Consider the following 22,589-nt stretch of genomic DNA (forward strand, 5'->3'; position numbering starts at 1 on the left):
CCATGCAGGCAACTATCCGAGACCTGAACGGCGACGACGCGGGCAGCATCGACCTGCCCGAGGTCTTCGAGACGGCTTACCGTCCGGACCTCATCAAGCGTGCCGTCATCGCCGCGCAGGCAAACCGAAAACAGCCGTACGGTGCCGACCCCTACGCCGGACTTCGAACCCCGGCAGAGTCCATGGGCAGCGGCCGTGGGATGTCCCACGACCCACGCCAGAACGGCGTCGCCCGACGCGTCCCGCACGCCGTCTCCGGCCGTCGCGCTCACCCGCCGAAGGCCGAGAAGGACCAAGGGAAGGAGATCAACACGAAGGAGCGTAAGCTCGCCGTCCGCTCGGCGCTCGCCGCCACGGCGGACCCCGAGCTGGTCGCCGAGCGCGGTCACCGCTTCGACGACGACCTCGAGCTCCCCCTCGTCGTCTCCGACGACTTCGAGGACCTCGTCAAGACGAAGGAGGTCGTCGACCTCCTGCAGTCGCTCGGCGTCTACGACGACATCGAGCGCTCCGAGGAGAACAAGAAGGTCAAGAGCGGCCAGGGCAAGCTCCGCGGTCGCAAGTACACCCGTCCGAAGTCCATCCTCTTCGTGACGGCCGACGAGCCCTCGAAAGCGGCTCGCAACCTCGCCGGCGTCGACGTCGCCACCGCGGCGAACGTCTCCGCCGAAGACCTCGCGCCCGGCACCCACGCCGGTCGCCTCACGCTGTTCACCGAGAGCGCGCTTGAGGAGGTCGCAGAACGATGAGCATCATCGAACACCCGCTGGTCACGGAGAAGGCGATGAACCAGATGGACTTCGACAACAAGCTCCAGTTCATCGTCCACATCGACTCGACGAAGTCCGACGTGAAAGACGAAGTCGAGTCGCGCTACGACGTGGCCGTCGAGAAGGTCAACACGCAGGTCACGATGAAAGGCAAAAAGAAAGCAACAGTTCGTCTCTCTGAAGACGACGACGCGCAGGAAGTCGCGTCGCGTATCGGGGTGTTCTAACCATGGGACGCCGAATTCAGGGCCAGCGTCGTGGTCGCGGTACGTCCACGTTCCGGGCGCCGTCGCACCGCTACAAGGCCGAACTGTCGCACAAGAAGTCCGAGGAGAAAGACACCATCACGGGCACGGTCGTCGGCATCGAGCACGACCCCGCACGCAGCGCGCCCATCGCCCTCGTCGAGTTCGAGGACGAACAGCGCATGATTCTCGCGCCCGAGGGTGTCACCGTCGGCGAAGAGCTTCAGATCGGCGTTTCCGCCGAAATCAAGCCCGGCAACACGCTGCCGCTCGCCGAGATTCCCGAGGGTGTCCCCGTCTGTAACGTCGAGCACCAGCCCGGCGACGGCGGGAAGTTCGCCCGCGCCTCCGGCGTGAGTGCGCAGCTTCTCTCGCACGACCGCAAGGTCGCCATCGTGAAGCTCCCGTCGGGCGAGGTCAAGCGCCTCAACCCCAACTGCCGCGCCACCATCGGCGTCGTCGCCGGTGGCGGCCGCACGGAGAAGCCCTTCGTCAAGGCAGGCAAGAAGTACCACAAGATGAAAGCGCGCGGTATCAAGTGGCCGCGCGTGCGTGGTGTTGCTATGAACGCCGTCGACCACCCGTTCGGTGGCGGCGGCCGGCAGCACCCCGGTCAGCCGAAGTCCGTCTCGCGGAACGCTCCGCCGGGCCGGAAGGTCGGTGACATCGCCTCCAAACGCACCGGTCGCGGTGGCAAGGGAGGTAAGTAACCATGAGTACGCAATACCGCACCGGCCGCGAAGGTGAGTTCACCTACCGCGGCTACACGCTCGACGAGCTGCAGGATATGGAGCTCGACGAGGTCGCGGAACTGCTCCCCGCTCGTCAGCGGCGAACCATCACCCGAGGCCTGTCGGCCGAGCACGAGAAGCTGCTCGCGAAGGCTCAGGACAAGACGGAAGAGGAGACGGCTAACGCACCGATTCGAACGCACCTGCGTGACATGCCGATTCTCCCCGAATTCGTCGGTCTCACCTTCGCCGTCTACACCGGCCAGGAGTTCGAACGCACCCAGATTCAGCCCGAGATGATCGGCCACTACCTGGGCGAGTTCCAGCTGACCCGTAGCTCGGTCGAGCACGGTCAGGCCGGTATCGGCGCGACCCGGTCTTCGAAGTTCGTGCCCCTCAAGTAAACCATGGGAATCAACTACAGCGTCGAGGCCGACCCGGACACCACGGCCAAGGGTATGCTCCGGGACCGGCCCATCAGCATCAAGCACAGCAAGGCCATCTCCCGAGCCATCAAGGGGATGCCCGTCGCCGACGCAGAGGAGTACCTCGAAGCCGTCATCGACGGCGAGCGGTCGGTTCCGTTCAAGCAGCACAACTCCGGTGTCGGTCACCGAAGCGACATCGACGGCTGGGACGCGGGACGGTACCCCGAGAAGGCGTCCAAGGCGTTCCTCGAACTCCTCGAAAACGTTCGCAACAACGCGACCGAACAGGGGTTCGACGGACCGGCCATGGAGATCAAGCACGTCGCCGCCCACAAGGTCGGCGAACGTCAGGGTCGCAAGCCCCGCGCCTTCGGTCGGGCGGACCCGTGGAACACCCCAATCTGTGATGTCGAACTCATCATCGAAGAGGTCGAGGAATAATGGCTGACGAACACCAATTCATCGAGAACGGACTGCAGCGGTCCCAGATCGACGAGTTCTTCGCAGAAGAGCTCGGCCGAGCGGGCTACGGCGGCATGGATGTCGCCAAGACGCCGATGGGCACCCAGATCGTGCTCAAGGCCGAAAAGCCCGGGATGGTCATCGGGAAAGGCGGGAAGAACATCCGTAAGGTCACCCGCGAACTCGAAGAGCGATTCAACCTCGACGACCCACAGATCGACGTGCAGGAAGTCGACGAGCCGGACCTCAACGCCCGGATCGTCGCCGACCGCCTCGCCAACGCGCTCGAGCGCGGTTGGTACTTCCGTAAGGCGGGCCACACGACCATCGACCGCATCATGGACGCCGGCGCCCTCGGTGCCGAAATCGTCCTCTCCGGGAAGGTCACGGGCGCTCGCTCCCGCGTCGAGAAGTTCAACCGCGGCTACATCAAGCACAACGGCGAGCCCGCACAGGAGATCGTCGACGAGGGTCAGGGCGTCGCAGTCATGAAGCTCGGTACCATCGGCGTGACGGTCAAGATCATCCCGCCGGGTGCGAAGCTCCCCGACGACTTCGAAGTCGAGGAAGACGCGAACCCCGAAGCAGTCGAACAGATCGAAGAGACCGAGAGCGTCGAGGACCTCCTCGAAGAGGAGCCGGAAGAAGTTCCGGACGTCTCCGAGGAGGCCGACGACGAGACGGACGCAGTCGACGAAGACGTCGTCGAGGAAGCGGCCGTCGAAGCGGTCGAAGAAGAAGTCGTCGACGAAGCCGACGACGACGAGGACGAAGCGGTCGAGGAAGTCGTCGACGACGACGAAGAACTCGACGAAGACGTCGCCGAAGAGGCGGCCGACCTCGTCGCGGAGATGGAAGACGACGACGAAGAAACGGAGGAAGAATAAATGGCGATCCTCTACACCGAAGAGATTCGCGACATGACGCCCGCAGAGCGCACCGCCGAGCTCGAAGAGCTCGAAACGGAGCTGCTCAACGCGAAGGCCGTGCAGGCCGCGGGTGGCGCGCCGGAGAACCCCGGCCGCGTCTCTGAACTGAAGAAGACCATCGCCCGAATCAAGACGATTCAGGGCGAAGAAGGCGACCTCGACGAAGAATAAAATGCCACTTACACCCGAGACCCTCACGCGACACGAGCTCAACGGCCTCCACGTGGAGGTCGTCGACGCGGCGAACCCCGACCTCGTCGGGATAGCCGGTCGCATCGTCGTCGAGACGATGCACACGCTCATGGTCGACGACGGGTCTCGGGTGCGGCAGGTGCCGAAACGAGGGGCGACCTTCGAATTCGAGATTCCGCGTACAGATGAAGCCGCCGGCGCCGCGAAGGCGTCGGGGACCGCGTCCAAACTTCGGTCGGATACTACTGGCGGATTTGATGCCAGTCAGTCTGATCGGCTCGCCGACTCATCATCGGCGGCTTCCCGTTCCGGGAATTGCGAGGGCGTGGCCTACGTTACGGTGGATGGCGCACAACTGCTCTCACGACCCGCCCTGCGCACCGAAACTACAGGTGACTCGAAATGGCGATAGGACTTGACGTTCCAATGCCTCCGGAACCTGACGATTCCGAGGCTTACGACTACGAAAAATGTCCGTTCTACGGCTCGCTCTCCGTCCGGGGTCAGACCCTGGAGGGGACAGTCGTCTCGACGGACATGGCAAAGACCGTCATCGTCGAGCGGGAGTACGACGTATTCGTTCCGAAGTACGACCGCTACATGAAGCGACGTTCCCGCATCCCGGCACACGTGCCGGGCGTGCTCGACGACGTCGCTGTCGGTGACGAAGTAACGATTGCGGAGACCCGACCTCTCTCGAAGACGAAATCCCACGTCGTCGTCGAGATTATCGGAGGTGACGAGTGATGGAAGCGCTCAAAGCGGACATCACCAAGGGTGTCGCCCGTGGCTCGCTGGTCACGTGCGCCGACAACACCGGCGCTCGTGAACTGAAGATTATCAGCGTCGCGGGTTACTCCGGCACGAAGAACCGCCACCCCAAGGCAGGCATCGGGAACAAGGTGACTGTTTCAGTCACCAAGGGTACCCCCGAGATGCGCCGCCAGGTGCTCGAAGCGGTCATCGTCCGCCAGCGGAAATCCATCCGCCGGCCCGATGGCACGCGTGTGAAGTTCGAGGACAACGCCGCCGTCATCATCGACGAGATGGAAGAGCCTCGCGGGACCGAGATCAAGGGTCCCGTCGCACGCGAAGTCGCCGAGCGCTTCGGGAGTATCGCATCGACGGCTACGATGATTGTATAGTATGACTCGACAACCGCGCAAACAGCGAACCCAGATTCGCGACGCGCCGCTCCACGAGCGGCAAAAGCAGGTCCGCGCACCGCTGTCGGCCGACCTCCGCGAGGAGTACGGCAGCCGCAACGTCCGCGTCAACGCGGGCGACACGGTCGAGGTGCTCCGCGGCGACTTCGCCGGCGAAGAAAGCGAAGTCACCGAGGTCGACCTCACCGACGCCGTCATCTACGTCGACGGCGTCACCGTTGAGAAAGCCGACGGCGAGGAGGTCCCACGCCCCCTTCAGGCCAGTAACGTCCGCGTGACGGAACTGGACCTCGAAGACGACGTGCGCGAGGCCCGACTCAAGGAGGATAACGAATGACTCGACACCAGAAGCGACTGTCCGTACCGAAGTCCTGGCCGGTCGAGCGCAAGACAGGCACGTTCACGGTCAAGGCCGGAGCGGGTCCGCACGGCGAAGAGGGGGTTCCCCTCCTCATCGTCCTGCGCGACGTGCTCGGCTACGTGGACTCGAAGAAGGAGGCCCAGTACGCCCTTAACCACCAGAGCATTCTGGTCAACGGCGACGTGGCCTCCGACGTCCGCCGTCCCATCGGGATGTTCGACATCCTGGCGTTCGTCCAGCGAGAGGAGTACTACCGCGTCTTCCCCGACGAGGGAGGCCGCCTGGCGCTGACCCCCATCGACGCCGACTCGGCATCCAGCCGTCTCGGTAAGATCGTGAACAAGACGCAGGTCGGCGGTGGCGACTTCCAGCTGACGCTCCACGACGGGGCGACCCTCATCGTCGAGGACGCGTCGGAATACAGCGGCAAGGACTCCATCGTCGTCGACAACGAGACGAAGGACGTCGTCGCGCACTTCCCCTACGAGGAAGGCGCGCTCGTCACGGCCGTCAACGGACGGCACTCCGGCGAGATCGGCGAGATCACCGAGATCATCGTCACGCCCGGCAGCGGGAACAACTCCGTTGTCGTCGAGACCGAAGACGGCGAGTTCGAGACGGTCGAACAGTACGTCGTCGTCATCGACGAGAACTTCACGGGTTCGGACGACGAGTCCGAAGCACGTCAGGCTACTGACGGCGGTGATGACGAATGAGCGAGGCTGACTTCCACGCGATGCGCGACCCGCGCATCGAGAAGGTCGTCGTCCACATGGGCGTCGGCGAAGGTGGTCGCGAACTCGCGAAGGCCGAGGACATCCTCGAGGAGATCACCGGTCAGGAGAGCGTTCGCACGATCTCCGGCCGCGCCTCGCAGGACTTCGGCGTCCGCCGCGGCGAACCCGTCGGCGCGAAGGTCACCCTCCGTGGTGACACCGCCGTCGAGTTCCTCGAAACCGCACTCCCCATCGCGGACCTCTCCGTCTCGTCGTTCGACCAGACGGGCAACTTCGGCTTCGGCGTCGAAGAGCACACGGAGTTCCCGAGCCAGGAGTACGACCCGCAGATCGGTATCTACGGGCTGGACGTGACGGTCAACCTCGTCCGCCCCGGCTACCGAGTGAAAAAGCGCGACAAGCGTTCCCGTCAGATTCCGTCGTCCCACCGGATGACCGTCGAGGACGCCGTCGCGTTCATCGAGTCCACGTTCGACGTGGAGGTTGAAGAATGAGCGATAGCGAAACAGAACAGACGGGCGAGCACGCATCCCGCCGCACCGGCCAGGAGAACGAGTGCCGGCGCTGCGGTCGAAAGCAGGGACTTGTCAGCAAGTACGACATCAACCTGTGCCGCCAGTGCTTCCGAGAGATCGCCCGCGAGATGGGATTCAAGAAGTACCGATAAGCAATGGCTGACAACGACCCACTCAGTAGCGCTCTCTCCGGTGTGGACAACGCCGAGAGCGTCGGACACCTGTCCCACGAGATCCAGCCCGCCTCCAACATCATCGGCTCCGTCCTCGAGGTCTTCTACGACCGCGGGTACATCGACGGCTTCGAGTTCGTCGACGACGGCAAGGCCGGTCTGTTCGAGGTCGAACTGAAAGGCGCAATCAACGATTGTGGCGTCGTCAAGCCCCGGTATTCTGCCGGAGCCGACGACTTCGAGAAATGGGAGAAGCGATTCCTCCCCGCCCGTGACTACGGCGCGCTCATCGTCACGACGAGCCACGGCGTCATGAGCCATTACGAGGCCCGCGAGAAGGGCATCGGTGGCCAGATCATCGCCTACGTCTACTAGAACAATGAGCCGAATAGAAATCGAAATCCCGGACGAGGTATCCGCCGAGGTCAAAAACCTCGAGCTCACCATCGAGGGCCCCAACGGAAGCGTCACCAAGCGCCTCTGGTACCCGAACGTCTCGGTCTCCGCCGAAGACGACGCTATCGTCATCGAGAGCGACGTCGAGAACGCGAAGACCAACGCGACCATCGGTACCTTCGAGAGCCACGTGAACAACATGCTTCACGGCGCGACCGAGGGGTGGGAGTACAAGATGGAAGTCCACTACGCTCACTTCCCGATGCAGGTTAGCGTCGAAGGCAGCGACGTGGTCATCAAGAACTTCCTCGGCGAGAAGTCCCCGCGACGAGCGCAGATTCGCGGCGACACGGACGTACAGGTCGACGGCGAAGAACTCACCCTGACGGGCTCCAACAAGGAGGACGTCGGGCAGACCGCCGCCGACATCGAACAACTCACCCGCGTCAAGGACAAGGACACTCGCGTGTTCACCGACGGCGTGTACATCACCCAGAAACCGCAGACTGGTGATGCCTAATGTCGGAAGAAATCACCGAACTCGAAGACATCAGCGGCGTCGGCCCGTCGAAGGCCGACGCACTCCGCGAAGCCGGCTTCGAGAGCGTCGACGACGTACAGGCCGCGAGCCAGTCCGAACTGGCCGAGGTCGACGGCATCGGTAACGCGCTCGCCGCGCGTATCAAAGCCGACGTCGGTGGCCTCGAGGTCTCCGACGAGGCCGAGGCCGAAGTCGAAGACGAGTCTGAAGCCGAGCCTGAGGAAGAGGAAGCCGAAGACGTCGAGACGGAGCTCCAGCCCCGCGGTCACGCGGACAAGAAGCCCCAGCTCGACGACGAAACCGCGGAAGCCCTGGCGCAGAAGCGCCGCGAGGGCAAGCCGCAGTTCAACCGGCAGGACCACCACAAGAAGAAGCGCACGCCCACGTCGTGGCGTCGCCCCCGTGGTGGTCTCTCCAAACAGCGTATCGGTATCAAGGGCAAGGGCCCCAAGGTCGAGGCGGGCTACCGCACGCCGAAGGCCGCCCGCGGCCTTCACCCGTCGGGCTTCGAGGAGGTCCGCGTGTTCAACACGGACGACCTCGAAGGCATCGACGGCGATACGCAGGCAGTTCGCATCGCCTCCTCGGTCGGCTCGCGCAAGCGCGAGCGCATCGAGGAAGCGTGTGAGGACCGCGAGATTCGCGTCCTCAACCCCACCTACGTCGAAGTAGAGGTGGATAACTGATGACGGACCTCAAAGCGCAGAAGCGAATGGCGGCCGACGTCCTCGACGTCGGCAAGGGTCGAGTTTGGTTCGACCCCGAGGAACAGGCCGAAATCGCGGAGGCCATCACGCGCGAAGACATCCGTGAACTCGTCGACGAGGGCACGATTCGCGCCAAGGACGCCAAGGGCAACTCGAAAGGTCGCGCACGCGAGCGCGCCGCCAAGCGTTCCTACGGTCACCGCAAGGGTGCCGGCTCCCGCAAGGGCCGTTCCGGCGCTCGACAGAACAAGAAAGACGCATGGGTCAGCCGAATCCGCGCCCAGCGCCGTCGCCTGAAAGAGCTTCGCGAGGACGGAACGCTCGACCGTTCCCAGTACCGCTCGCTCTACAACAAGGCGTCCGGTGGCGAATTCGATAGCGTGGACCGGCTTGAAGCGTACATTCAGAACAATTACCAGGTGGAGATTCAATAATGGCGACCGGACCACGATACAAGGTTCCGATGCGGCGTCGCCGCGAAGTCCGGACCGATTACCATCAAAGGTTGCGCCTGCTGAAATCGGGCAAGCCCCGCCTCGTTGCTCGCGTGAGCAACAAGCACGTCAGGGCGCAGCTGGTCACTCCGGGCCCGCAGGGCGACGAGACCCACGCTGCAGCGACCTCTGCTGACCTCGACGAGTACGGCTGGGAAGCCCCCACGGGCAACCTCCCGAGCGCGTACCTCACGGGGTATCTGGCAGGTAAGCGGGCGCTGGCCGCCGGCGTCGAGGAAGCGGTCCTCGACATCGGCCTCAACACGGCCACGCCCGGAAACAAGGTCTTCGCGGTGCAGGAGGGTGCTATCGACGCTGGCCTCGAAATCCCCCACAACGACGCAGTGCTCGCTGACTGGGACCGCAACCGCGGTGTCCACATCGCCGAGTACGCAGAGCTGCTCGACGAGCCGCTCTACAGTGGAGACTTCGATGCCACGAACCTCCCCGACCACTTCGACGAAGTGCTCGGGAACCTTCAGGAGGACGAATGAGCAGAAATAACAACGGCTGGGAGCCGCGAACGCGGCTCGGCCGCATGGTGCAGAACGGCGACGTCACGTCGATGGACCAGGCGCTCGAGACGGGACTTCCGCTTAAGGAACCCCAGCTCGTCGACCAGCTCCTTCCCGGACTGGACGACGAGGTGCTCGACATCAACATGGTCCAGCGCATGACCGACTCCGGCCGCCGGGTGAAGTTCCGGTGTGTCGTCGCAGTCGGGAACCGTGACGGCTACCTCGGCTACGCTGAGGCCCGCGACGACCAGGTCGGCGGTGCCATCCAGAAAGCCATCGAGGTGGCGAAACTGAACATCATCAAGGTAGACCGCGGCTCGGGGTCGTGGGAAGACCGCGCAGGCGGCCTCAACTCCCTCTCGCGCAAGGCAGAGGGCAAGGCCGGCTCCGTGACGGTCCGTATCATTCCCGCCCCGCAGGGTCTCGGCCTCGCGGCCGCAGAGACCGTCCGGAACATCCTCGAACTCGCCGGTATCCAGGACGCCTGGACCAAGAGCGACGGGAACACCCGGACCACGGTCAACCTCGCGAAGGCGACCTACAACGCGCTCAAGAACGCGTCGCAGTCCCGTACGCCCCAGCGCGCTCGTGAAGTGCGTCAGGAGGTGCGCGAATAATGCAGGCTATCGTTCAGCTTCGCGGTGAGGTCAACATCGCACAGGACGTCCGCGATACGCTCACGATGCTCAACATCCACCGCGTGAACCACGCGACGTTCGTGCCGGAAACGGACGCCTACCGCGGGATGATCTCGAAGGTCAACGACTTCGTCGCGCACGGCGAGCCGAGCGTCGACGTCGTCGAGACCCTCATCAGCACGCGCGCCGAGCCCGAGCAGGGCGACGGCGACATCACTGACGAGTGGGTCTCCGAGAACACCGACTACGACGACGTGGCCGCGCTCGCGCAGGCCATCGTCGACGAGGAAACGACGCTGCGAGAGCAGGGCGTCTCCCCCGTGCTCCGTCTGCACCCGCCGCGTGGCGGTCACCGCGGACAGAAGCACGTTACCAAGGAAGGCGGTCAGCTCGGTAAGCACAGCACCGAACAGATCGACGAGCTCCTGGAGGACATGCGATGACGTCCAAGAAGCGACGCCAACGCGGTTCCCGCACGCACAGCGGCGGTACGCACAAGAACCGACGCGGTGCCGGTCACCGCGGCGGTCGCGGCCGCGCCGGACGCGACAAACACGAGTTCCACAACTACGAGCCGCTCGGCAAGCACGGCTTCAAGCGACCTGACGTCCTGCAGGACGACGTCGCCGAAGTCAAGATCCAGAAGCTCGACGAGGACGCGGCGCTCCTCGCGGCCGACGGAGTCGCCGAGAAGGACGGCGACACCTACACCATCGACGCCCGCGACGTGGCCGAGGACGGCTGGGAAGCGGACGTCGTGAAGGTGCTCGGTGGCGGGCAGGTTCGTAACGAACTGCACGTCGTCGCCGACGCCTTCACCGCCGGTGCCGTCGAACTCATCGAGGAGGCTGGCGGCAACGCCGAACTCTCCGAACGCGCCGAAGAAGCGGCGGAAGCCGAGGAATCGGCCGACGCCGACGAGGACGACGAGGAATAAATCATGGGATGGAAGGACGCCGCCGAACCAGTGCTGGCGCGGATGCCCGCAGTCGCCCGACCGGAGGGACACGTACCGTTCCGCCGGAAGCTCGGGTGGACTGGTGGCATCCTCGTTCTGTACTTCTTCCTGACGAACGTGACGCTGTTCGGCGTCGACGCCGCGACCGCGAACGACCTGTTCGGTCAGTTCCGGTCGATCTTGGCCGGCCAGCAGGGCTCGGTGCTCCAACTGGGTATCGGTCCAATCGTCACGGCGAGCATCGTCCTACAACTGCTTGGCGGTGCTGACCTGCTCGGGCTCGACACGGACAACAATCCGCGCGACCAGATCCTCTATCAGGGTCTGCAGAAGCTGCTCGTCGGGGTCATGATCGTCCTGACGGGTCTGCCGATGGTGTTTGCCGGCAACTTCCTGCCGGCCGACCAAGCCGTAGCGGCGTCGCTCGGCATCGGTACGCTCGGCGTGAAGGGACTTATCTTCGCGCAGATCGCCGTCGGTGGTGTCCTCATCCTGTTCATGGACGAGATCGTCAGCAAGTGGGGCGTCGGCTCCGGGGTCGGCCTGTTCATTATCGCCGGCGTCAGCCAGCAGCTCGTCGGTGGGCTGTTCAGCTGGGAGGGCCTCGGTGGCGCGTCCGGGTTCTTCCCGACGTGGATCGGCATCGTCACCGGTGCCATCGAACTGCCGGCCTCGCCGACCGACCTGCTGTCGACGGTTTTCCTCGGTCAGGGACAGCTGCTCGCACTCATCACGACGGTGCTCATCTTCGGCATCGTCGTCTACGCCGAGAGCGTTCGCGTCGAGATTCCCCTCTCGCACGCCCGCGTGAAGGGTGCCCGCGGTCGCTTCCCGGTCAAGCTCATCTACGCGAGCGTCCTGCCGATGATCCTCGTCCGCGCCCTGCAGGCGAACATCCAGTTCCTCGGGCGCATCCTCAACAACTCGTGGACCGCCATGCCAGCGTGGCTCGGCCAGTACACGAGTGGACAGGTCACCGGTGGCCTGTTCTACTACCTCGCGCCCATCCAGTCGCGGTCCGACTGGATGTGGTTCCTCGGGCTCACGTCGGCCGACCCGCTCGACATCGCCATCCGCGTGCTCATCGACCTGGTCTTCATGATCGTCGGTGGCGCGGTGTTCGCGATATTCTGGGTCGAGACGACGGGCATGGGTCCGGAATCGACCGCGCAACAGATTCAGAACTCCGGGATGCAGATTCCCGGGTTCCGACGCAACCCGCAGGTCATCGAGAAGGTCATGGAGCGGTACATCCCGCAAGTGACCGTCATCGGTGGCGCGCTCGTCGGCCTGCTCGCCGTCATGGCGAACATGCTCGGCACCATCGGCGCAGTCTCCGGGACGGGGCTGCTCCTTACGGTCTCCATCACGTACAAGCTGTACGAGGAGATCGCGGAGGAACAGCTCATGGAGATGCACCCGATGATGCGCAACATGTTCGGCTCCGAATAGCGAGCACCGACGCGCTCGACTGCCGCCGCACGCTCGCGGCGAACGTCACTTCCACTTCACTTCATTTCTGACCCGCTTGCACCGAGAGCGGCGCGACCGCCTCGGACCGCCCGTACCGCCGGACAATCCGGTCACTTTTGACTGCCGCCGCCGGAACAGCGGGGTATGCACGAGGGGCGACTCGCAGTCGACATCGAGACGGCCAGCCCGAACGGCCCGCCGAGCGACTTCCGGAACACCGACGACTTCGAGTTGGTCGCCGTCGGCCTCGGCTACCGTGGCGACGGCGACGACTCCGAGGTCGAAGTCGAAGTGCTCCTCCGCGATGGCGACTGGTCGCTTGAACACACGGCCGACCTCCTCCGGCGGGTCGTCGAGTGGTGCGAGGCCCGCGACGAGGGCGTCGTCACCTACAACGGCGAGTACTTCGACGAACACCACCTCCGCACGTGGGCCGACCGAGTCGCCGACGCCGGCGTCTGGGCGGACGCGCCGCGCCGAATCGACGCGTTGTTCGCCGACCACGTCGACCTCGGAACCCTCGCCGCCGAGGCGTACCCGGGAGCAGTCCGCCCGAACCGCGACATCCCCGCGCTGTGGAAGGCGTGCAAGGAAGCCGGCGTCGACCAGCCGACCGTCTGGTACGACGACTACGACCTCCCGGCGGGCTACCTCGAACGCCTCGGCATCGAGGACGGCCACGTTAAGGGGGCGCACGTCGGCGAGGCGCTGGGCGAGGCGTACGTCGACGGCGTGGTCGCGGGACTCGACCACACCCGGACGCACGCCGAACTCACCCGGCTCCTCGTCGACTACGCCGCCGGCGACATCGAACCGCTGTTTTCGCTCCACGACACGCTCCGCCGGGCCGACGCGAGCGCGGACTGACGGCGTGTCGGGGAACGACCCGGCCCGAGCCAGACGAGCGGCCCGTGACTCGTCCTGTCTCGCGGCAAACGTTTAGCCGCCGGCAGTCGTATCGCGTGGTATGAACGACCTCGAACCGGCGGCCGCCGTCGAGGAGGCGCTCCGCGGCAACGGCATCAGCGTCGAGTCAGTCTCGCTCGACGAGTCCGTCTCGCTGACCTATCTCACGGCGTTCCCGGACGTCGAACCCGACCACGGCGAAGTCGGCCGCGCCGTCACGGCCTTCCTCGACCTCGCTCGCGACGACGAGTTCAACCCGAGGACCGTCGAGGCGACAGTGCTCCGAAGCGAGGGCGACGTGCAGGCGACGTGGACGCTCGAAGCCGACTGGATTCGCGCGTACAACGACTACTCGCTGGACGACGAGGAACTGTCCCAGCGCGTTCTCGACAGCCTCTACGAGGAGGGAGACGCGTGAGCGCGTGGCGTCACCGCGGCGAGCCGCCCGCCGCGCGCGGTCCGCGTCGGCCCTCGCACTTCGAGTACTCGCGCGTCTCGCTGACGTTCGAGAGCGAGGGGGCGAACTGTGCGGGCTGGCTCTACCGCCCCGACGGCGTCGAGTCGCCGCCGGTGGTCGTCATGGCCGGCGAACTCGCCGCGGAGCGCCGTTTCGGTCTCCGCACCTACGCGGAGCGACTGGCCGAGGCGGGCTACGCCGCGTTCCTCTTCGACTACCGGAACACCGGTGACTCCGACGGGGAGCCCCGGAATCTCGTGGAGCCCGACTCGCAGGTCGCCGACTGGCACGCCGCGCTCGACGGACTCCGCGGGCGCGACGAAATCGACTCGCGCTCGCTCGTCCTCTGGGGGGCTGGACTCTCCGGCGGCTACGCGCTCCGCGCAGCGGCCGAAGACGGTCGGGTCGCCGCGGTCGTCGCCCAGAACCCCATGCTCGACGGAAAGGCGGTCACGCGGGGCCGAGGCGTCAAAGGGACGCTCGCGGCGGTCGCCGCCGGCGTCCGCGACAAACTCCAGTCGCGGCTCCTCGGCCCGTATCGCGTCCCCGTCGTCGGTGACGGCTCGTCGATGGCCGTCTTCGAGGACCCCGGCGTGCGCGCCGCCTACCGCGACCTCGTGCCCCCGGGGAGCGCGTGGCGCGACGAGACGCCCGCTCGGTTGTTCCTCTCGCTGCTCCGCTATCGGGCGATCTCCGACCCGGAGGCCCTCACCTGCCCGACGCTCCTCGTCTCCGGGACGCGCGACGACCTCGCGCCCGCCGACGCGGTGGCTGACCTCGCCGACGAGCTACCGGAGTCGACGCTAGTCGAACTCCCAGTCGGTCACTTCGACCACTACGACCGGGCGTTCGAACAGACGTTCGGCCACCTCCTGTCGTTCCTCAAGTCGGTTCGATGACAGGAGACGAGTCATCCCGTTGAACGCTCGCGCGAACCATTATGTCCTCGCCCGGCCTATACCACACAGAAATGTCCACATCCACACGTTTCGTCTCGTTGTTCCTCGCCGTCGCGCTCGTCGCGGTGGCCGCGTCCGCCCCGGTGTTCGCACAGGAGTCGGAGGCACCGAGCGACGAGGAGATGCAACAGCTCCTCGAAGAGGGCGTCGCGCTGTACAATGACAACGTCGAACAGCTCGACGTCTCGTTCGCCCGAAGCCTCATCGCCGGGAAGACGGTGAACGTCTACATCGAAGACGGCGACGAGACGCACGTGTTCTCGGCGTCGGTGCAAGACGACATGCGCATCGACGACATCTCGACCGGCCCCAACGACGAGGCGTCGACCCGAATCACGACGGACCGGCAGACCCTCGAAACCATCGCCGACTCGTCTGACCCGCTCGCCGAGGTTCAAGACGCCCTCGCCGACGACCGCATCCGCGTCTCCGGCGAGAAGGGCCACCCCGTCGACCAGGTCGTCTGGACCGTCGCCAACACGTTCAAGAGCTTCTTCCTCTGAACCCGGGCCGAACTGAACGCCGTCCGACTCCGTCTTTTCTTCGCGTTATCGCGTCCGTAACCCACTTTGCCGCCTCTCCCGTCTCTCCGTCGATGACGTTTACGCGCACGGTCGAACTCGAGGGCCACATCATCGACTCGGGGATGATGCAACAGGCCATGGGTATCGTGATGGACCTCGGCGGCGACTTCGACGTCGAGCAGTTCGACGTCGGCCGGCAGAAAGACGAGACCTCGTACTGCCGGATGTCGGTGACCGCGGACGACCGCGAGACGCTGCAGGAGATACTGCACGAACTCCACCAGATCGGCGCGAACCTCACGGACCCCGTCGACGCCCGTGTCGAGGCCTCACCGGCCGACCGGGTCGTCCCCGTGGGCTTTTACTCGACGACGAACCACCCGACCGACGTTCGGTATCAAGGCGAGTGGCTCCCGGTCGAGGACATCGAGATGGACTGCGCGATAGTCATCGAGGAGACCGAAAACGGCCCGCGCGCCTACACGAAGGTCCTCAACGGCATCGAGGAGGGCGACCTCGTCGTCACCGACGAGGCGGGGATTCGCGTCAAGCCGCCGGAACGCCCCCGCGACGCCTCCGGCCCCTTCGGGTTCATGCAGGGCGGCGTCTCCTCGGAGCGACCGTCGGAGTCGCTCATCGGCGAGGTGGCCGACGCGCTCCGCGAGACCAAGGCAGACGGCGGGAACGTCCTCGTCGTCGCCGGCCCGGCGCTCATCCACTCGGGCGGCGGCGACGCCCTCGCCGAACTCGTCCGCGAGGGCTACGTGGACATGATTTCCGCCGGGAACGGCTTTGCCACCCACGACATCGAACGCGGGCTGTACGGGACCTCCCTCGGGATGGACATGGAGACGATGGAACACCCCCGAAAGGGCCACAAACACCACATCTACACCATCAGCGAGGTCATCCGCGCCGGCGGCATCGCCGAGGCGGTCGAGGAGGGACTCATCAAAGAGGGCGTGATGTACGAGTGCGTGAAAAACGACGTGCCGTACGTCCTCGCGGGGTCGATTCGAGACGACGGTCCGCTTCCCGACACCATCACCGACACCATCGAGGCGCAGAACGCCATCCGCGAGCAGGCCCACTGCGCCGACATGGTGCTCATGCTCTCGACGCTCCTGCACTCGGTCGCCGTCGGCAACTGCCTGCCCTCGACGGCGAAGACCGTCTGCGTGGACATCAACCCCGCGACCGTCACGCAACTGCTCGACCGCGGCTCCTCGCAGGCCATCGGTATGGTCACGGACATCGGGACGTTCGTGCCGACGCTCGCCGAGAAGGTCCTCGAAGCCGACCGCGAGGACTGACCGGGTCGCTCGGGGGTCACACCGCGCCACCGCCCCGTCTGACGTGTCTATTATGACCCCGGGTGGCCTCTCGTGTGCTGTATGCAACCCACAGCAGCGCGAGTGCTTCTCGCAGCACTCATGGTTCTCCTCGCCGGATGCGGGGGTGGCGTCGGCGGCGACGCCACGACCGCGACCGACGCATCGACGGGTGCGACAGACGCAACCGGGACCGCCGTCGACGGCGAGTCGGCCGGCCAGAGCGGCGACGGCGACGCCGAACGAACGTCCTTCACGTTCAACGGGACGTGGGACCAGCGGTACCGGACTGGGCAGTACTACCGCTACGACATCACGAGTCCGAGCATCGACGGCACCGCCACCTACGAGTGGGAGGTCGTCTCTGCGACCGACGACGAGGTGACGATTCGGACGAAGCTGGTCACGCCCAACACGACGAGCGAGCAGACCGTGAGCGCGCCGCCGGACGAGATTTACGGCGAACTCGCTGGAAGCCCGTCGGGGTCGGTCGCCACCATCGGCTTCGACTCGCCGTACTACAGCGGCGTTGACGGCGAGACGCTCCGCGTCGGCGACGGCTGGGAGGCCTCCGGCGAAAACGGCAACGTGAGCTTCAAAGTCGAGGAGATATCCACCTCCGCCGGCCTGGAGTGTGCGAATTTCGTCGTTCGGACCAACGGGAGCGTCTTCTGGGAGAGCTGCGTCACGCCGGAGAGCCCGCTGCCGGGCTACATGGCGTTCTACGAGGAGGAAGGTGACGACGAGCCCGCGTTCGAGATGGTGCTCGTCGAGTACCGATCCGGAGACTAACGCGGCCGCGGGCGACTTCGGACGCGACGATTAGACTTTTTCCAGCGGGACGACCGCCATCGGGATGTTCGAGTTCAACAGCACGTCCTGTGCCGTACTGCCGAAGACGATTTTCGAGGTCGGATTGCGCTTTCGGACGCCGATGACGATTTCGTCGGCGTCGTGTTCGTCGGCGCACTGAAGGATGTCGTCGGCGGCGTCGTTACCGCGGATGTACTGGTGGGTCTCCACGTCCACGAGGTCGCCGAGACGGGAGACGACGACGTTCAGAGCGTCCTCGCCGTCGCGAACGTCCTCGCTGTCGGTCTCGTCGCCGCCGCGATGGGAGTTGACGACGTGGAGCACGTCACCGGCGTCGATTCGCCGCGAGAGATAGTCGCAGACTTCGGCGCTGGTGTGGACCGAGTTCGTCCCGATAACGTATGTTGCCATGTCACATATCGCTACGCCGTCCTATAAAAATCCACGCCCGACCACGCTCGTCAGGCCTGCTTCATCATCGCCAGCACGTCGTCTCTCGTCATCTTCTTTCCGTGCTCGTCGTGGGCGTGTTCCTGAATCACTTTCACGACCTCGTTTCTGTTCTCGGATGTTACACTGAACCCGCACGAACACGTCGCCTGTTGCATCGCTTTCGACATGGCAGTAGAGATACGCGCCCCGAGGCCAAAGCGTGTGTTCATAGTTACCATGATACTCCCGCTGACGGGCGGGTTCCCACGGCCGCGGTGTCTCTGCGGCCCCGGTGCCTCCGTTGTGTCGCCTGCTCCGCCAATCCGTCGGGGACAAAACATATACCCGACCGTAAATGTCAGTCGGGTATGGAAAGAAACGCCCTCCTCACCTCCGGGGCGGTCGGCGTCGTCGTCGTGGCGCTCGTCGCCGCCGCCGTGGTTCCGGGGGTCGTCGCGGACCCGACCGACGACGGGCCCGTCCGACCCGGACCGGTGGACGTCGCCGGCGTCTCCATCGCGGCCGGACAGGCGACGGGGGAGACGGTCACGCTCGAAATCGAGACACGAATCGACCACCGAGGCAACCCCACGAAGAACGTGAGCGTCCTCGTCCGCGCCGTCGACGCCGAGTCGGGGCTGTTGACGACGACGCGGGAACTCGACGTGGGGACGCTCTCGAAGGACGGTGAGGTGGCGACGACGACCAACCTCACGGTCCCCCGCGAGGGCGGCTACGACATCGAGGTCGTCCTCTACAGCGACGACGAGCGGGTCGACCAAGCGCGAAAGAGCGTCCGCGGCGTCTCGGCCATCAAGCCGCCGTACCTCCGATCGACCACCTCGTTCACCGACAGCGAGGCGCTCCCGCCCGTGTCGTTCGCCATCGCCGACGCCGGCGAGGACCGGACGACGCTCGACCTGACGGCGACGCTGACGAACGCCGGCGACGACCCGGCCGAGGACCTCTCGGTGCTGTTCGTCCTCCGGCAGGCCGAATCGAACATCGTGGCCTCCCGGACGACGGTCGACGCGGGGACCATCGCGGCCGGCCGGACCGAGACGGTGGACGCGTCGGCGAGCGTCCCGAACGACTACAACTACTACATCGACACCGTGTTGCTCCGCGACGGGGTCGTCATCGACACCGCCCGCGGCGCGGCGAACCTGAACCCAACGAGGACGATTAGCGTGAACCAGACCAGAGAGGACGTGGAACTCCGCGTCGAAGACTTCGAGAACGGCGACGGCGACGTACCGCGAGAAACCGACTACGAACCGACCGAGACCTCCTCGCAGGCACCCGGATTCGGCCCGGTAGTGGCGGTCGTGGGACTGCTCGCGGCCGTCTTCGTCGCCCGGAGGTGGTCGAAATGAGCGACGAATCGACGACTGCCGAGAGTGCCGACATCGAGACGACGGTCCCGAGCGACATGACGTCGGAGCCAACCGAGAGTGCCGACGACGCGGGAGATGACGAAGAAATCGAGAACCGCGAGTTCGCGGACCGAATGCGCCGCTACCTCGACTACGCGGTCCTCGCGGGACTGCTGTTGCTCGCGCTCATCGCGGCGCTGCAGTTCTATCTCAACGCCAGCCAGACCATCACGACGTGGGTGAACCCCGAGTACCGCGCGCCGTTCCAAGCGGCGTTCAACCTCGTGTTGCTCCTCGGGGCGGCGCTCGGCGTCTCCATCCAGCTTCGCCGGCTGACGAGCGACTGAGTCGCCGCCGAGTCACCACTCACCACACACAGTTTTCAGGTCGCCGGCCGAGTCGTGGGGTATGAACTTCCTCTTCGTGTCGGCGGACGCTGCGCTCATCACCGACCTCGCGTGGCAGGTCCACAGGGAGGGCCACGACGTTCGGTACTACATCGAAGCCGAGCGCGACAAGGAAATCGGCGACGGCTTCGTTCCGAAGACCGACGACTGGCGCGCGGAGGTCGAGTGGGCCGACGTCATCGTCTTCGACGACATCTGGGTCGGCTCCGATATCGGGACCGGGGCGCTGGCGCAAGGACTCCGCGAGGAGGGGCACGCCGTCGTCGGCGGGACGCCCAACACCGACCGCCTCGAAGAGGACCGCGGCTACGCCATGGACGTGCTCGAAGAACACGGCGTCAACACCATCGAACAGCGCGTCTTCCGGGACTTCGACGAGGGAATCGAGTACGTCCGGCGGAACCGCGCCCCCTACGTCATCAAACCGCTCGGCGAGGTGCAGAACGTCAAGCGACTCCTCTACGTCGGCAACGAGGACGACGGGAGCGACGTGGTCGAGGTGCTCCGCGCGTACAAGCAGGCGTGGGGCCACCGGATGAAGGGCTTTCAGCTCCAGCGGAAGGTCGAAGGCGTCGAAATCGCCGTCTGCGGCTTCTTCAACGGGGAGACGTTCGTCGACCCAGTGAACTTCAACTTCGAGCACAAGAAGCTCTTCCCGGGCAACATCGGCCCTTCGACCGGCGAGATGGGTACCTCGATGTTCTGGGCCGGTCGGAACCGATTGTTCGAGGAGACGCTGGGCCGGCTCGAACCGTGGCTCGCCGAGGAGGGCTACGTCGGGAGCATCGACATCAACTGCATCGTCAACGAACACGGCATCTACCCGCTGGAGTTCACCCCGCGGTTCGGCTACCCGACGATTACGCTCCAAGAGGAGTCCTTCGAGTCGTCGACCGCGCAGTTCTTCTACGACCTCGCCCACGGCAACGACCCCAAGCTATCGGTGCACGGCGGCTACCAAATCGCGGTCCGCATCGTTCTGCCGCCGTTTCCCTTCACCGACGAGAAGACCTACGACGAGAACTCCCGCAACGCGGCGGTCGTCTTCGAGACTGACAGCCGCGAGGGCGTCCACATCGAGGACGCGAAGCTCGTCGATGGGCAGTGGCGCGCGGCCGGCGAAAGCGGCATCCCGCTCGTCGTCACCGGCAAGGGCGAGACGATGCAGGTGGCGAGAAAACAGGCGTACGACCGCGTCGACAACATCGTCATTCCGAACCTGTACTACCGCGACGACATCGGCGAGCGCTGGATAGACGGTGACGGCGACCGACTGCTCGCGTGGGGCTACCTCGGACCGGCCGGCGAGTAGTCGATTCGTCGGGAGTCGATTAGTTGAGCAGCAGCCACGCGGCGAAGACGGCGAGGCCGCCGACGCCGGTGCTCAGCGCGGCGTGAACCCGGAGGCGGTCGAGAATCGCGTGGGCGTGGTCGTCTTCGACCGACAGCAGTTCGTGAATCTCGCTCCCGATTTCACAGCGCGGGAGGAAGTCCATGGCGACGTGGAGGAAGACGCCTGAAGCGAAACCGAAGACGAGTCCGCGGAAGGCGCCGGTCGCCGGGAGCGACACGGCGCTGGAGACGATGGCGGCGATACCGAGGCCCGCCGCGGGGAGGAGCAGCGGAGCGACCGACTCGCCTCGTCCCGAGAGCCGGCGGGCGGCGGCGTAGCCGGCCGGTCCTTTGTGGGAGACGATGGCGAGGCCGAGACCGACGCCCACGTCGATGTTCCCGTAGACGATGCCGATAATCGCGCCCGCGGACACCGCGTGCGCCGAGAGTTCGGCCACGGTGCGGTCGATGGGCAAGTCCATGTGTGCGAAGCGGTGGCCGACGGTGTGGGCGGCGAAGCCGACGAGGATACCGAACGCGATGCCGAAACCGCCGAACTGGGGGTGGTGACCAATCGCCTGTGGGACCAGAAACACCGCGGCACTCGTCACCATCGCGCCGCTAGCGAGGCCGTAGCCCCACACGAGCCCCTCGGCGTGTTCGGCCCGACTCCACGCGCCGAACGGTGCGGCGAAGGCCATCGCGCCGAAAGCGGCCCACGAGACGATAAGGAGGTTCCACGCCTCGGCGCTCGCGGCGTACCCGGAGAGCGCGACGAGTGCCACGACGCTCCCCGCGCCGATGGCCGTCGAACGGTTCATATTGTGAACGAACTGGTTCGGATTAATAAGGGGTGCGGTTCCGGCGGGATGGGGGGAGTCGAAACGACGAGAGACGTCACCGCGTTGCCTGTCTCCACGCCTTGAGGTCCGCGATGTCGCCGTCGAACTCGGCGGGGTCGGCGTCGGTCGCCGCCCAGACGAACAGGTCGGCCACGTCGTCGGGGTCGCGGCCCTGCCCGCCGGTGAGGTCGGTGGCGACGAGGCCGGGGTCGACGACCGTCACGGTCTGGTCGCAGTCGGCGGCGAGCTGCCGGCCGAGTGCCTCGGCGGCCGCCTTGGAGACGGCGTACGCGCCCATCCCCGGCTTCGCCTCACGAGCGATTGAGCCGGAGGGAACGAGGATACGCCCGTCGTCGGCCATGTGCGGGAGCGCCTCTTTGACCGCCGCGAAGACGCCGCGGACGTTGGTCCGGAGGGTGTCGTCGAACGCCGCGTAGGACTCCTCGGGCGCGGGCATCTCGCCGGGCGTGCCGTGGGCGACGGCCGCGTTGGCGATGAGCACGTCGATGCGCCCGCCGGCGCGGGCCGCCGTCTCCATCAGGCGCTCCATGTCGAGTTCGTCGCGCACGTCGGCGCGGACGGCGCTGGCGGTCCCACCGCCGGCCTCGATGTCGTCCACGACCGACTGGAGGGCGTCGCCGTCGCGGGCGCAGACGACGACGGTCGCACCGGCGCGACCGAGGGCGCGCGCGACCGCCGCGCCGATTCCGGAACTCGCGCCTGTGACCACCGCGGTGGTGTCGTTCATGCGGGGCCGTAAGGAGGGACCGAGCCTA

At 65.7% G+C, this 22,589-nt stretch carries 36 protein-coding genes; 32 read left to right on the top strand and 4 right to left on the bottom strand.

Annotated features, from left to right (window positions below; genetic code table 11):
- The first annotated feature begins 2 nt into the window (after positions 1-2).
- From rpl4p to AM590_RS11190, 29 genes are all read left to right on the top strand, one after another.
- Positions 3-749 carry a 50S ribosomal protein L4 gene (gene rpl4p / locus AM590_RS11050; protein ID WP_058827532.1) on the top strand — a complete coding sequence of 249 codons (747 nt, stop codon included), beginning with the start codon at positions 3-5 and terminating at the stop codon, positions 747-749.
- Positions 746-997, top strand: a complete 252-nt coding sequence (locus tag AM590_RS11055) for a 50S ribosomal protein L23 (protein WP_058827533.1) — start codon at positions 746-748, stop codon at positions 995-997. The genes rpl4p and AM590_RS11055 overlap by 4 nt, the downstream gene beginning before the upstream one ends.
- A 2-nt stretch (positions 998-999) precedes the next feature.
- Positions 1,000-1,725 carry a 50S ribosomal protein L2 gene (locus tag AM590_RS11060; RefSeq protein ID WP_004974912.1) on the top strand — a complete coding sequence of 242 codons (726 nt, stop codon included), beginning with the start codon at positions 1,000-1,002 and terminating at the stop codon, positions 1,723-1,725.
- A gap of 2 nt (positions 1,726-1,727) precedes the next feature.
- Complete coding sequence (locus tag AM590_RS11065; protein ID WP_042663557.1) at positions 1,728-2,150, top strand: 30S ribosomal protein S19; 423 nt, start codon at positions 1,728-1,730, stop codon at positions 2,148-2,150.
- A gap of 3 nt (positions 2,151-2,153) precedes the next feature.
- Positions 2,154-2,615 carry a 50S ribosomal protein L22 gene (locus tag AM590_RS11070; protein WP_004042608.1) on the top strand — a complete coding sequence of 154 codons (462 nt, stop codon included), beginning with the start codon at positions 2,154-2,156 and terminating at the stop codon, positions 2,613-2,615.
- Positions 2,615-3,523 carry a 30S ribosomal protein S3 gene (locus AM590_RS11075; RefSeq protein ID WP_058827534.1) on the top strand — a complete coding sequence of 303 codons (909 nt, stop codon included), beginning with the start codon at positions 2,615-2,617 and terminating at the stop codon, positions 3,521-3,523. Before AM590_RS11070 ends, AM590_RS11075 begins: the two co-directional genes overlap by 1 nt.
- On the top strand, positions 3,524-3,736 hold the full coding sequence (gene rpmC / locus AM590_RS11080) for a 50S ribosomal protein L29 (RefSeq protein ID WP_004062417.1): 213 nt from the start codon (positions 3,524-3,526) through the stop codon (positions 3,734-3,736).
- A gap of 1 nt (position 3,737) precedes the next feature.
- Entirely contained in the window at positions 3,738-4,169 is a 432-nt protein-coding gene (locus AM590_RS11085) for a ribonuclease P protein component 1 (protein WP_058827535.1), read from the top strand.
- The gene (locus tag AM590_RS11090) at positions 4,160-4,504 is read left to right on the top strand and encodes a 30S ribosomal protein S17 (protein WP_042663561.1); all 345 of its coding nucleotides are present in this window, start codon (positions 4,160-4,162) and stop codon (positions 4,502-4,504) included. Before AM590_RS11085 ends, AM590_RS11090 begins: the two co-directional genes overlap by 10 nt.
- The gene (locus AM590_RS11095; RefSeq protein WP_004974917.1) at positions 4,504-4,902 is read left to right on the top strand and encodes a 50S ribosomal protein L14; all 399 of its coding nucleotides are present in this window, start codon (positions 4,504-4,506) and stop codon (positions 4,900-4,902) included. Before AM590_RS11090 ends, AM590_RS11095 begins: the two co-directional genes overlap by 1 nt.
- Position 4,903: 1 nt before the next feature.
- Positions 4,904-5,260 (top strand): 50S ribosomal protein L24, encoded by a 357-nt coding sequence (gene rplX / locus AM590_RS11100; protein WP_058566955.1) that lies wholly within the window; start codon positions 4,904-4,906, stop codon positions 5,258-5,260.
- Entirely contained in the window at positions 5,257-6,000 is a 744-nt protein-coding gene (locus AM590_RS11105) for a 30S ribosomal protein S4e (protein ID WP_008095292.1), read from the top strand. The genes rplX and AM590_RS11105 overlap by 4 nt, the downstream gene beginning before the upstream one ends.
- Entirely contained in the window at positions 5,997-6,515 is a 519-nt protein-coding gene (locus tag AM590_RS11110) for a 50S ribosomal protein L5 (RefSeq protein WP_004974920.1), read from the top strand. Before AM590_RS11105 ends, AM590_RS11110 begins: the two co-directional genes overlap by 4 nt.
- On the top strand, positions 6,512-6,688 hold the full coding sequence (locus tag AM590_RS11115; protein WP_004042587.1) for a 30S ribosomal protein S14: 177 nt from the start codon (positions 6,512-6,514) through the stop codon (positions 6,686-6,688). The genes AM590_RS11110 and AM590_RS11115 overlap by 4 nt, the downstream gene beginning before the upstream one ends.
- A 3-nt stretch (positions 6,689-6,691) precedes the next feature.
- The gene (locus AM590_RS11120) at positions 6,692-7,084 is read left to right on the top strand and encodes a 30S ribosomal protein S8 (protein WP_004042581.1); all 393 of its coding nucleotides are present in this window, start codon (positions 6,692-6,694) and stop codon (positions 7,082-7,084) included.
- A 4-nt stretch (positions 7,085-7,088) separates the two neighbouring features.
- A complete protein-coding gene (locus tag AM590_RS11125) occupies positions 7,089-7,625 on the top strand; it encodes a 50S ribosomal protein L6 (protein ID WP_004974940.1) in 537 nt (178 codons plus the stop codon).
- Positions 7,625-8,332 carry a 50S ribosomal protein L32e gene (locus tag AM590_RS11130; protein WP_058827536.1) on the top strand — a complete coding sequence of 236 codons (708 nt, stop codon included), beginning with the start codon at positions 7,625-7,627 and terminating at the stop codon, positions 8,330-8,332. Before AM590_RS11125 ends, AM590_RS11130 begins: the two co-directional genes overlap by 1 nt.
- Entirely contained in the window at positions 8,332-8,787 is a 456-nt protein-coding gene (locus AM590_RS11135; protein WP_008095301.1) for a 50S ribosomal protein L19e, read from the top strand. The genes AM590_RS11130 and AM590_RS11135 overlap by 1 nt, the downstream gene beginning before the upstream one ends.
- Entirely contained in the window at positions 8,787-9,341 is a 555-nt protein-coding gene (locus AM590_RS11140) for a 50S ribosomal protein L18 (protein ID WP_058827537.1), read from the top strand. The genes AM590_RS11135 and AM590_RS11140 overlap by 1 nt, the downstream gene beginning before the upstream one ends.
- Entirely contained in the window at positions 9,338-9,982 is a 645-nt protein-coding gene (locus AM590_RS11145; protein WP_049905066.1) for a 30S ribosomal protein S5, read from the top strand. Before AM590_RS11140 ends, AM590_RS11145 begins: the two co-directional genes overlap by 4 nt.
- On the top strand, positions 9,982-10,446 hold the full coding sequence (locus AM590_RS11150) for a 50S ribosomal protein L30 (protein ID WP_042663568.1): 465 nt from the start codon (positions 9,982-9,984) through the stop codon (positions 10,444-10,446). The genes AM590_RS11145 and AM590_RS11150 overlap by 1 nt, the downstream gene beginning before the upstream one ends.
- Positions 10,443-10,940, top strand: a complete 498-nt coding sequence (locus tag AM590_RS11155) for an uL15m family ribosomal protein (RefSeq protein WP_004974953.1) — start codon at positions 10,443-10,445, stop codon at positions 10,938-10,940. Before AM590_RS11150 ends, AM590_RS11155 begins: the two co-directional genes overlap by 4 nt.
- A gap of 3 nt (positions 10,941-10,943) precedes the next feature.
- Complete coding sequence (secY, locus tag AM590_RS11160) at positions 10,944-12,413, top strand: preprotein translocase subunit SecY (protein WP_058827538.1); 1,470 nt, start codon at positions 10,944-10,946, stop codon at positions 12,411-12,413.
- 165 nt (positions 12,414-12,578) lie between these two features.
- Positions 12,579-13,301, top strand: coding sequence for a hypothetical protein (locus AM590_RS11165; RefSeq protein WP_058827539.1), 723 nt, complete (start codon positions 12,579-12,581; stop codon positions 13,299-13,301).
- Between the two features lie 100 nt (positions 13,302-13,401).
- Entirely contained in the window at positions 13,402-13,758 is a 357-nt protein-coding gene (locus AM590_RS11170) for a hypothetical protein (protein WP_042663572.1), read from the top strand.
- Positions 13,755-14,696, top strand: coding sequence for an alpha/beta hydrolase (locus AM590_RS11175; RefSeq protein ID WP_058827540.1), 942 nt, complete (start codon positions 13,755-13,757; stop codon positions 14,694-14,696). Before AM590_RS11170 ends, AM590_RS11175 begins: the two co-directional genes overlap by 4 nt.
- A 71-nt stretch (positions 14,697-14,767) precedes the next feature.
- Positions 14,768-15,259, top strand: a complete 492-nt coding sequence (locus tag AM590_RS11180; protein ID WP_058827541.1) for a hypothetical protein — start codon at positions 14,768-14,770, stop codon at positions 15,257-15,259.
- A 92-nt stretch (positions 15,260-15,351) separates the two neighbouring features.
- Positions 15,352-16,593, top strand: a complete 1,242-nt coding sequence (locus AM590_RS11185; protein ID WP_058827542.1) for a TIGR00300 family protein — start codon at positions 15,352-15,354, stop codon at positions 16,591-16,593.
- Between the two features lie 120 nt (positions 16,594-16,713).
- Positions 16,714-17,403, top strand: a complete 690-nt coding sequence (locus AM590_RS11190; RefSeq protein WP_058827543.1) for a hypothetical protein — start codon at positions 16,714-16,716, stop codon at positions 17,401-17,403.
- 30 nt (positions 17,404-17,433) lie between these two features.
- Here the strand turns inward: AM590_RS11190 and AM590_RS11195 are convergent, their stop codons facing one another.
- Positions 17,434-17,835: a universal stress protein gene (locus tag AM590_RS11195; RefSeq protein WP_058827544.1), complete on the bottom strand. Its 402-nt coding sequence runs from the start codon at positions 17,833-17,835 to the stop codon at positions 17,434-17,436.
- Between the two features lie 50 nt (positions 17,836-17,885).
- Positions 17,886-18,086: a DUF1059 domain-containing protein gene (locus AM590_RS20860; protein ID WP_172795792.1), complete on the bottom strand. Its 201-nt coding sequence runs from the start codon at positions 18,084-18,086 to the stop codon at positions 17,886-17,888.
- A 138-nt stretch (positions 18,087-18,224) separates the two neighbouring features.
- Here AM590_RS20860 and AM590_RS11200 point away from each other — a divergent pair, with 138 nt between their 5' ends.
- The 3 genes from AM590_RS11200 to AM590_RS11210 all read left to right on the top strand — a co-directional run bounded on the left by AM590_RS11200 (position 18,225) and on the right by AM590_RS11210 (position 20,951).
- Entirely contained in the window at positions 18,225-19,232 is a 1,008-nt protein-coding gene (locus AM590_RS11200; RefSeq protein WP_058827545.1) for a PGF-CTERM sorting domain-containing protein, read from the top strand.
- On the top strand, positions 19,220-19,579 hold the full coding sequence (locus AM590_RS11205; protein WP_172795793.1) for a hypothetical protein: 360 nt from the start codon (positions 19,220-19,222) through the stop codon (positions 19,577-19,579). Before AM590_RS11200 ends, AM590_RS11205 begins: the two co-directional genes overlap by 13 nt.
- 61 nt (positions 19,580-19,640) lie before the next feature.
- A complete protein-coding gene (locus AM590_RS11210) occupies positions 19,641-20,951 on the top strand; it encodes a phosphoribosylamine--glycine ligase (protein WP_058827547.1) in 1,311 nt (436 codons plus the stop codon).
- A 19-nt stretch (positions 20,952-20,970) separates the two neighbouring features.
- Here the strand turns inward: AM590_RS11210 and AM590_RS11215 are convergent, their stop codons facing one another.
- Positions 20,971-21,792 (bottom strand): hypothetical protein, encoded by an 822-nt coding sequence (locus AM590_RS11215; protein WP_058827548.1) that lies wholly within the window; start codon positions 21,790-21,792, stop codon positions 20,971-20,973.
- A gap of 76 nt (positions 21,793-21,868) precedes the next feature.
- Entirely contained in the window at positions 21,869-22,561 is a 693-nt protein-coding gene (locus tag AM590_RS11220; RefSeq protein WP_058827549.1) for an SDR family NAD(P)-dependent oxidoreductase, read from the bottom strand.
- Positions 22,562-22,589: the final 28 nt, after the last annotated feature.

Origin of the sequence: Haloferax sp. Q22 (assembly GCF_001482285.1) — an archaeon.
Taxonomy (GTDB): Archaea; Halobacteriota; Halobacteria; order Halobacteriales; family Haloferacaceae; genus Haloferax.

Bases quoted from the DNA above. Each gene is read 5' to 3' on its own strand.
- rpl4p (WP_058827532.1), top strand. From the start codon at position 3: ATGCAGGCAACTATCCGAGACCTGAACGGCGACGACGCGGGCAGCATC.
- AM590_RS11055 (WP_058827533.1), top strand. From the start codon at position 746: ATGAGCATCATCGAACACCCGCTGGTCACGGAGAAGGCGATGAACCAG.
- AM590_RS11060 (WP_004974912.1), top strand. From the start codon at position 1,000: ATGGGACGCCGAATTCAGGGCCAGCGTCGTGGTCGCGGTACGTCCACG.
- AM590_RS11065 (WP_042663557.1), top strand. From the start codon at position 1,728: ATGAGTACGCAATACCGCACCGGCCGCGAAGGTGAGTTCACCTACCGC.
- AM590_RS11070 (WP_004042608.1), top strand. From the start codon at position 2,154: ATGGGAATCAACTACAGCGTCGAGGCCGACCCGGACACCACGGCCAAG.
- AM590_RS11075 (WP_058827534.1), top strand. From the start codon at position 2,615: ATGGCTGACGAACACCAATTCATCGAGAACGGACTGCAGCGGTCCCAG.
- rpmC (WP_004062417.1), top strand. From the start codon at position 3,524: ATGGCGATCCTCTACACCGAAGAGATTCGCGACATGACGCCCGCAGAG.
- AM590_RS11085 (WP_058827535.1), top strand. From the start codon at position 3,738: ATGCCACTTACACCCGAGACCCTCACGCGACACGAGCTCAACGGCCTC.
- AM590_RS11090 (WP_042663561.1), top strand. From the start codon at position 4,160: ATGGCGATAGGACTTGACGTTCCAATGCCTCCGGAACCTGACGATTCC.
- AM590_RS11095 (WP_004974917.1), top strand. From the start codon at position 4,504: ATGGAAGCGCTCAAAGCGGACATCACCAAGGGTGTCGCCCGTGGCTCG.
- rplX (WP_058566955.1), top strand. From the start codon at position 4,904: ATGACTCGACAACCGCGCAAACAGCGAACCCAGATTCGCGACGCGCCG.
- AM590_RS11105 (WP_008095292.1), top strand. From the start codon at position 5,257: ATGACTCGACACCAGAAGCGACTGTCCGTACCGAAGTCCTGGCCGGTC.
- AM590_RS11110 (WP_004974920.1), top strand. From the start codon at position 5,997: ATGAGCGAGGCTGACTTCCACGCGATGCGCGACCCGCGCATCGAGAAG.
- AM590_RS11115 (WP_004042587.1), top strand. From the start codon at position 6,512: ATGAGCGATAGCGAAACAGAACAGACGGGCGAGCACGCATCCCGCCGC.
- AM590_RS11120 (WP_004042581.1), top strand. From the start codon at position 6,692: ATGGCTGACAACGACCCACTCAGTAGCGCTCTCTCCGGTGTGGACAAC.
- AM590_RS11125 (WP_004974940.1), top strand. From the start codon at position 7,089: ATGAGCCGAATAGAAATCGAAATCCCGGACGAGGTATCCGCCGAGGTC.
- AM590_RS11130 (WP_058827536.1), top strand. From the start codon at position 7,625: ATGTCGGAAGAAATCACCGAACTCGAAGACATCAGCGGCGTCGGCCCG.
- AM590_RS11135 (WP_008095301.1), top strand. From the start codon at position 8,332: ATGACGGACCTCAAAGCGCAGAAGCGAATGGCGGCCGACGTCCTCGAC.
- AM590_RS11140 (WP_058827537.1), top strand. From the start codon at position 8,787: ATGGCGACCGGACCACGATACAAGGTTCCGATGCGGCGTCGCCGCGAA.
- AM590_RS11145 (WP_049905066.1), top strand. From the start codon at position 9,338: ATGAGCAGAAATAACAACGGCTGGGAGCCGCGAACGCGGCTCGGCCGC.
- AM590_RS11150 (WP_042663568.1), top strand. From the start codon at position 9,982: ATGCAGGCTATCGTTCAGCTTCGCGGTGAGGTCAACATCGCACAGGAC.
- AM590_RS11155 (WP_004974953.1), top strand. From the start codon at position 10,443: ATGACGTCCAAGAAGCGACGCCAACGCGGTTCCCGCACGCACAGCGGC.
- secY (WP_058827538.1), top strand. From the start codon at position 10,944: ATGGGATGGAAGGACGCCGCCGAACCAGTGCTGGCGCGGATGCCCGCA.
- AM590_RS11165 (WP_058827539.1), top strand. From the start codon at position 12,579: ATGCACGAGGGGCGACTCGCAGTCGACATCGAGACGGCCAGCCCGAAC.
- AM590_RS11170 (WP_042663572.1), top strand. From the start codon at position 13,402: ATGAACGACCTCGAACCGGCGGCCGCCGTCGAGGAGGCGCTCCGCGGC.
- AM590_RS11180 (WP_058827541.1), top strand. From the start codon at position 14,768: ATGTCCACATCCACACGTTTCGTCTCGTTGTTCCTCGCCGTCGCGCTC.
- AM590_RS11185 (WP_058827542.1), top strand. From the start codon at position 15,352: ATGACGTTTACGCGCACGGTCGAACTCGAGGGCCACATCATCGACTCG.
- AM590_RS11190 (WP_058827543.1), top strand. From the start codon at position 16,714: ATGGTTCTCCTCGCCGGATGCGGGGGTGGCGTCGGCGGCGACGCCACG.
- AM590_RS11195 (WP_058827544.1), bottom strand. From the start codon at position 17,835: ATGGCAACATACGTTATCGGGACGAACTCGGTCCACACCAGCGCCGAA.
- AM590_RS20860 (WP_172795792.1), bottom strand. From the start codon at position 18,086: ATGAACACACGCTTTGGCCTCGGGGCGCGTATCTCTACTGCCATGTCG.
- AM590_RS11200 (WP_058827545.1), top strand. From the start codon at position 18,225: ATGGAAAGAAACGCCCTCCTCACCTCCGGGGCGGTCGGCGTCGTCGTC.
- AM590_RS11210 (WP_058827547.1), top strand. From the start codon at position 19,641: ATGAACTTCCTCTTCGTGTCGGCGGACGCTGCGCTCATCACCGACCTC.
- AM590_RS11215 (WP_058827548.1), bottom strand. From the start codon at position 21,792: ATGAACCGTTCGACGGCCATCGGCGCGGGGAGCGTCGTGGCACTCGTC.
- AM590_RS11220 (WP_058827549.1), bottom strand. From the start codon at position 22,561: ATGAACGACACCACCGCGGTGGTCACAGGCGCGAGTTCCGGAATCGGC.